8 protein-coding genes and 2 pseudogenes are annotated in these 6331 nt (G+C 60.2%); 2 read left to right on the forward strand and 8 right to left on the reverse strand.

Features of this window, described 5'->3' with window-relative positions; all coding sequences use genetic code 11:
• Window positions 1-107 precede the first annotated feature (107 nt).
• On the forward strand, window positions 108-317 hold the full coding sequence (locus tag FJ398_25090; GenBank protein ID MBM3841170.1) for a DUF2892 domain-containing protein: 210 nt from the start codon (window positions 108-110) through the stop codon (window positions 315-317).
• Between the two features lie 134 nt (window positions 318-451).
• On the opposite strand, the pseudogene FJ398_25095 reads toward FJ398_25090, so the two are convergent.
• From FJ398_25095 to FJ398_25115, 5 genes and pseudogenes are all read right to left on the reverse strand, one after another.
• Window positions 452-727 (reverse strand): annotated as a pseudogene (locus FJ398_25095) (hypothetical protein).
• The gene (locus FJ398_25100) at window positions 721-1035 is read right to left on the reverse strand and encodes a hypothetical protein (GenBank protein ID MBM3841171.1); all 315 of its coding nucleotides are present in this window, start codon (window positions 1033-1035) and stop codon (window positions 721-723) included. Before FJ398_25100 ends, FJ398_25095 begins: the two are co-directional and overlap by 7 nt.
• Window positions 1036-1070: 35 nt before the next feature.
• Window positions 1071-1757: a DUF4038 domain-containing protein gene (locus tag FJ398_25105; protein ID MBM3841172.1), complete on the reverse strand. Its 687-nt coding sequence runs from the start codon at window positions 1755-1757 to the stop codon at window positions 1071-1073.
• A gap of 109 nt (window positions 1758-1866) precedes the next feature.
• Complete coding sequence (locus tag FJ398_25110) at window positions 1867-2304, reverse strand: HEPN domain-containing protein (GenBank protein ID MBM3841173.1); 438 nt, start codon at window positions 2302-2304, stop codon at window positions 1867-1869.
• On the reverse strand, window positions 2301-2549 hold the full coding sequence (locus tag FJ398_25115; protein ID MBM3841174.1) for a nucleotidyltransferase domain-containing protein: 249 nt from the start codon (window positions 2547-2549) through the stop codon (window positions 2301-2303). The genes FJ398_25110 and FJ398_25115 overlap by 4 nt, the downstream gene beginning before the upstream one ends.
• A gap of 170 nt (window positions 2550-2719) precedes the next feature.
• Between FJ398_25115 and FJ398_25120 the strand changes: the two genes are divergently transcribed.
• On the forward strand, window positions 2720-3253 hold the full coding sequence (locus FJ398_25120) for a hypothetical protein (protein ID MBM3841175.1): 534 nt from the start codon (window positions 2720-2722) through the stop codon (window positions 3251-3253).
• A gap of 402 nt (window positions 3254-3655) precedes the next feature.
• On the opposite strand, the gene FJ398_25125 is transcribed toward FJ398_25120, so the two are convergent.
• From FJ398_25125 to FJ398_25135, 3 genes and pseudogenes are all read right to left on the reverse strand, one after another.
• Window positions 3656-4018, reverse strand: a complete 363-nt coding sequence (locus FJ398_25125) for a hypothetical protein (protein MBM3841176.1) — start codon at window positions 4016-4018, stop codon at window positions 3656-3658.
• Between the two features lie 107 nt (window positions 4019-4125).
• A pseudogene (locus FJ398_25130) lies at window positions 4126-4380 on the reverse strand (pyrrolo-quinoline quinone).
• Between the two features lie 346 nt (window positions 4381-4726).
• On the reverse strand, window positions 4727-5968 hold the full coding sequence (locus FJ398_25135; GenBank protein ID MBM3841177.1) for a hypothetical protein: 1242 nt from the start codon (window positions 5966-5968) through the stop codon (window positions 4727-4729).
• Between the last annotated feature and the right edge of the window lie 363 nt (window positions 5969-6331).

Below are 6331 nucleotides of genomic sequence, written 5' to 3' on the forward strand. Positions count from 1 at the left end.
GCCTACCACGACGTTCTCGCAAAAATCGGCGCGACCCAAGTGAAAGACTTGGCGGAGCTGTGTTCAAAGCTGGACGAGCTGCGCAAACCCGCAAAGAAACTGAAACGATGAAGCCCGTCTTCTCCCGAAACATCGACAACAAAGGCCGCCTCATCCGAGGCGCGGGCGCGCTGGCGTTGTTTGTCGGCGCTGCATTCGGATTCACCGTTTCCCCGTGGCTCGGAATCGCCTTGTTGGGGTCAGGTGCGTTCGTTGCCTTCGAAGCCCTGCGCGGCTGGTGCGCCCTCCGTGCCTGCGGCATCAAGACAAGGCTTTGACCCGGCTTGGAGTTCACGCAGGCGCACCGGCGTGCCTCCAATTCACTTCTCCGCCTCCGTCTGCAGGATCGCCTCGTTGCGGGGCAGGAAGGGGAGCATTCAGTGAACCCCGCCTTCGGGACGTTGAAGGTCTGTTACTCAGGCGAACCGGCCGGCTTGATTGCCGCCGCCTGGCGCGTGACGATCGGGACGTAGCCGACTTCCAAGCCCGGGGGCGGCAACACGAGCAAGGCGGGATCGAGGGAAACAAGTTTGCCGCGGGTGGGCGGCGCCATGTAATCGCGATCCATCGGCCAATGCGCGTGGAGTTTCTCCACGAGGGCTTGCAGCTTCGCTTTCTTCTCCACGCTCCAGTTGTATTGCTGGAACGAAGGTTGGTCCACAAAGCGATACCACGAGTACGTCACCACCCGCCATTGGCCGGGAGTTTCTCGTGGCCAGAGCCGATGTAGCCGTGCAGGCCCTGGGAGTGTAACGTGACCTTGCCGGCGTCGGATTTCAGCGAGTTGTCTTGTGCAAGGGACGGGCAAGGCAGAACCGCAGCACCGAGGATAAACAGCATTATCGTGTTCATGTAGATCTTTCGCGAGTAACGACGCAGGCAGGCTCTTATGAAACGCCTCGAACTCCAGGGGCCTGTAGTGCCGGCAATGGTGTCATCCGACGTTCCGCCATCGTTCCTGACCTTCATCGAGAGCATCCCCTTCGCCGCGGTCATGGCGTGAACATCCGAACCGGCAGCAAGCAAATTATTCAGGGGTTGGAATCGAGCACCAGCACCCAGTCGTCTTTCTCACCCCGTGTGGGCGGGACGAATTCCTGGACGCCTTTGTTGGAATATTGGCCAATGGGTTTCCACGTTCCGCCGCGCGGATCATACCATTGAGCGGTCACGGATGGAGCGCGGAGTTTGTTCAGTTGAATGCTGACAGGCCGGCCGACCGGCGTGTAAGCGATTACGAAGCTTCCGTCCTCCGCACGCCCACCGACGAGGCGATACGGACCACTGCCCGCCTCCGACGCGAGGACTGACGGGTCGGGAATCATTTTGTGCCAGGGCCGCTGCTCGAACAGGCGGCGCATCAGTCCCATCTGGCGAGTGCCTTCGTACGCGACCGCCGTGCGCCAATGCTGGAATCCATTATTCGGAAACGGGCCGTCGGCATCTTTGTAAAACCAAAACAAGTCCAACGAGCCGTAACCGTGCCCCGCCGCGCCGGCGAGCATCGCCGCGTAGGCCTGCGTGCGAACTTTGTGAGCGTCCACGCGCGGCTGATTGGCGCCGGTCGGATGGTTTTCATACGCCGGTTCCATGTCCACGGCGGGCTTGGCGGGCGTGAGCGCGTAGTCCTTGCTGACAAAGGCGTAACTGTCCGATTTGAAAGTGTGCCCGGATTGGATCGAGTTCAAATCGAGCCACTCCGCGTTGTGAAACCACATCGAGGACGAAGTGCTGCCCTGGCCGTGATAACAAACAAGCTGCGGGAGAGAACTGCGAGATTGCGGTAAGGTGAGGATGGTCTCATAGAGTGGCTGGCTGCTTCAACTTTCATGTAGCACCAGATTGATTCGTTCCAGGATGCGCGGATGAAGGGATCTGCAGAAGCACGAAATCGTAGATTGCCTGGGCGTGGGCGATGGCAGTGTTGACCTCGGCAACCGAAGGGAATTGTGATCCCAGCGCGTTGGGATAACGAAAGGCCGTGGCATAAGGATTGAGAACATCCGCCTGTGTTTCCAGCGGAGCAAACGCGGCGTCCAGCGCGGCGGCGAGTTCCAGCAGCCGCTCCAGATCGTGGGTCCGTGCTAGCGGATGATCACGGAAGGCGAGGTAGCCTTTGAGGGCCTTCTCCGCCGCCTGCTGGCAGTGGTAGATAGATAGCGGTGTCGGTGGCAGGTTCGGACAGGGCCGCAAGCGCGCAGGCGGAGTGCAGATCGCTGTGCGCTTTGGCCAACCACGACCGCACCCATTCACGCTTCGTGTCATCCATAGATCCGCCGCCCCCGATGGAAAACGAGGTGGTCGAGTGTCGATGGCAAGGCCCGCAAGCAGTCAAATTCCTCGCGAGTCTTGACAAGAATGTCCTTCGCGATGCCCAGGCCACGCAGGCAGCGGTGCGCCCGCCTCATGCGCTCGACCGGCGACTCGCTGCTCTCCGGCACGACAACGAACAGGTGCAAGTCGCTGCCTTCATCCGGCGTGCCCCACGCGTGTGAACCGAAAAGCCAGATGCCTTACGGCTGGAGTTCGTTGGCGAGCCGCCGTGCCACCTCATTCAGGAGGTTCGGGTCAATTGTTTTCACACGCATGAGCGTAACACGACGTACGCTCCATTGGGAAGCACGCCGTCGTCGCAGCGTGCCTGGACTTGTCACGCGCGATCCAATAGGGTGAGCCCGCGATGTGGCACAAACGAACGATCAAGCTGGACAAGAATATTTCGATCCAGGCCAAGCCGGGGAACAACGTCTTTGTGGCCAACCGCGGCGATGTCTCCTTCGAGTATCCTGCGTCGTGGATCGTGAAGCCGTCGAACAACTCGATCTGCTTTTACGATGCCGAGCCGCCTGCCGACCAGTGCGTGCTCGAATTCTCCATCATGCACCTGGATTTGAGCGTCGATTGGTCCCGGTTGCCGCTGGACCAGATGTTATGCAGCGCTGTGGGAGGAGAAGCCGGACCCCGCGACCTGGCCAGCGTGCGTCAATCGGCGCGAAGCGATCTGAAGCTGGTGTGGTTGGAGTACGATTTCCTCGATCCGGTGGAGAAACGCACGGCGCTCTCCCGGTGCGCCCTGGCCTTGCGCGCTGACATCCTTCCGCTGATTACTTTCAGTTTCTGGCCGGAGGACGGGCCAAAACGGGAGCCGACCTGGAACACTCTGCTCGAAACCCTGCGCCTGGCTACCGGAGAACGCTTCAAGTTGAGAAATTGACCGGCAGCCTTTTCCGCACCGGGGCGTTACGCACTTCCGGGTCGGCGGGTCGTCGACCTGGGCGAGCGAGTCGCCCGCGCTACCCATTTTTCGGACGCGCCCGCTTCGTCGCTCGCTCGTTGTGGATCGCAGGGATACACCGCCTCGCGCGCTCCTCGCGGCTGGCCAAAATCCCTCCTGGCAAAGTGTATTCTATCCCACGGTCTGATCAGTAAGCCGTATCAATTCAGTCGGATGGGGGGCGCACGCGCCCTCGCGTGCTGTGGTCGGCGCCCTCGCCGACCACACCACTCGGAAGGAGCGGTCACCTTTTGGCGACTGAGTTTCTACAACGTTCCGACCGGCGGGGGCGCCGGTCGAGACACGCGAGGGCGGGTGTGCTCCCCAATTTCGACTGCCTACTTACGGCGAAGGCTTTGCGGCCAGCGAGGCGCAAACCAGTTCGGCGTCGCTGCGCGCGAACACCTGGCGATTCGCATAGGCCGGCGGCGTCCAGGCGCATTTCTTGTCGCCGAACTGGTAGGTTGGTTCCAACAAACGCGCCCGGCTGATTTCGCGGTACCCTTGTGGCGTGAGTTTCGCCCGGATCAAGTTCCCCTCGTCGGTGAAAAGAAAAACGGCATCGCCGCGTGGAGTCAGATGGATGCTGGAGCCGTTTCCCGGTTTCGTCACCGAATTCGTCTGCCAGACTTGTTTCCCGCTGCCGGCTTCCAGGCAGACAAATTCGCCGGAAGTTCTCGCCGAGTAAACGTGGCCGCCTTGCACAAGAGCGGTCGATGTGTTGCTACTCGCTTGGAAACCGCCCGCGTGTCCGGCCAGAGCACGGAAGCGGCCGGCTTTTCTGTGTTGAGCTGAAACATCAGCCCGCCAATTAACAGCCGGTCATTCGCAAAGACCGGCGTGGACACCGCGGTGTCGCCCGGCGTCTGAAACATTTCCCGCCACCAGATTTGCCCGGTGGCCGCGTCCAGCGAAGTCACCGCTGGTTGCGTCCAGACAATGAGTTGTCTTCTTCCGCCGGCGGTCACGACAATCGGTGAGCTGTAAGTGAACGCGTCGTTGAGGGCCCTCCAGATTTCTTTGCCGGATCCTTTGTCGAGGGCCACGACCCAGGCAAAAGGAGGCAGTCACATTCAGCTCATCAATCTCCAAAAAGGGCGATCATTCTTCAGTTCCTTCAGGCTGAGCATCGCCTGCAACTTGATCGGCCAACCACGAGTCGTATCGCTGCAACCCCGATAAATCCTCATCGTTTCACCGGAGTTCCCCGAGGCTCGGTCGGTTCACCAGCGGCTCGCTTTTGCTGGTGCTCTCACAATTCACGCCGGTGCAGCCGCCATCTTTCCGACATCGGCATGTCACGCTCAAAGTCGTGGTTCGGTTTCAAGGCAGCGAGAATCCGGCAATAGGCCATGCGCGTTGTGCGGTGGCATTGCCATTGTTTAGCCCAGACATGGCCATTCCGGAAGCACCTTAAGCGAACTTGCTTTTCCGATATGCCCCCATCGCCGGCGCCTCGGGATTCACGTCGGGGCCGAAGTAGCGGAGCGTGACCAGCGGTTCGGTTTCGCTGGTGTTCTCGAAGGTCACACCGGCTTTCGCGCCATCCTCGGTGCAGAAGTATTCGTCCTCGGTGAGTTCATGGAACCGGATCAGCTTCGGGCTGTTCAACGGCTGGCCGTTGATCGCGCCTTTGCCTTGCACGCAAATCAGGCCGTACGCACCGCGGTCCTTCACGGTGCAGCACACCCCCGGTTCCACCGTGAGTTCCTTGGCCGTGAAGTATTGCTTGCCGTTGATGTCGCCATAGACGATCCAGCGATCGACATAGCCTTCTTTGCGCGTGTCGGCGACCGGGACGGGCTCCAGGTAATGGTGATCTTTGAACTTCGGATCCACGTTCGCGTCCCAATCAAGTTGGTCCACGATGAAATCCAGGTCGCGATGCTTGCTCCTGGGCATGTCTTTGACGAGCAAGCTCCACGGAACGTAGCGGCCTTCGACCAGGCTTTGATACATGCCGAACACGTCGCTGCCCCATTGCGGTTCGTAGGTGCAGAGCGAACCAGGCGCGTGCAAAATGCACGGACCCACCAGCCAGCCCGTGCCCGGCTTGAGGCGATAGGCTTTTGACAAATCCAAAATGCCGTTGTCGCCTTTGTTCCAATCCTCAAGGCATTTCCTGACCTGCGCTTTGGTCGTGCCGGGTTCGAGGCCAAAGAAGGTGTAGGGGAAATTGTTCCCGACGTTGTTGTGCTGAGGCGGAAAGTAATAGCTCTCGGGCTTGCCCTCTTGCTTCACGAGCCGGGCTTGTTTTTCGTTCTGGTGCATGTGATGCGGGATCGGGCCCATGTTGTCGAAAAACTTCGAATAGACCGGCCAGCGCTTGTATTTGTTCCAAAGCCGCTTTCCGATCAGCGTGGCGCCGCAATCGGCCACCGCCTGGCGCAAGGTGAACCGCGATTTGCCGATGACGACATAGCTCAAGCCTTCGTCCGGCACCCGGCCTTCGTTGGCGGCTTCGGTCGTTGAAGCAAACCAACGCTCGTCAATGCCGCCGCGGTTGGCGCCGTAAGCATACGTGTCGTCCGGGTGAAGTTTCAGGCGCAGGCCAGGCTGAAGAAAGGAGCGGGGCACCCACGTCGGCGCGAGCCGGAGCAAACCGCCGGTCGCGGAGAGCTCAGCTTCGACTTTGGATTGCGTGTTCGCAGTAATGGTGCGGAGGGAAGTGACAGTGTTAAGGCTCATGATTTGGTTTTGATTGCTTCCCACCCTGTTTAGAGCGGCGCTTTGGCTGCGTCAATCTTTCCATCCCGCCGCGGTGTCGCACAGGCTCAGCCGTCTCGCGGAATTGCATTCCGCGAGACCCCGGCAAGTTCCGACACCAGGGAATTCGCCGGCACGCCGCCGATTGCAAATCGGCGATACAGCAGAGTCCAACTCTGCGCTACGAACCTGGCGTTACTTGCTCCTTCAACCCTGCGGCACAGCCCTCGCAGGCACTCGCAGCGGTTTATGGCCTGTCGTTCGGGCCAGCTTCCTTCCATCTTCCTGCACTCCCTTCCCTCCACGATCATT

This window comes from Verrucomicrobiota bacterium (genome assembly GCA_016871535.1).
GTDB lineage: Bacteria > Verrucomicrobiota > Verrucomicrobiia > Limisphaerales > SIBE01 > VHCZ01.

Bases quoted from the DNA above. Each gene is read 5' to 3' on its own strand.
- FJ398_25090 (MBM3841170.1), top strand. From the start codon at position 108: ATGAAGCCCGTCTTCTCCCGAAACATCGACAACAAAGGCCGCCTCATC.
- FJ398_25100 (MBM3841171.1), bottom strand. From the start codon at position 1,035: ATGACCGCGGCGAAGGGGATGCTCTCGATGAAGGTCAGGAACGATGGC.
- FJ398_25105 (MBM3841172.1), bottom strand. From the start codon at position 1,757: ATGTGGTTTCACAACGCGGAGTGGCTCGATTTGAACTCGATCCAATCC.
- FJ398_25110 (MBM3841173.1), bottom strand. From the start codon at position 2,304: ATGACACGAAGCGTGAATGGGTGCGGTCGTGGTTGGCCAAAGCGCACA.
- FJ398_25120 (MBM3841175.1), top strand. From the start codon at position 2,720: ATGTGGCACAAACGAACGATCAAGCTGGACAAGAATATTTCGATCCAG.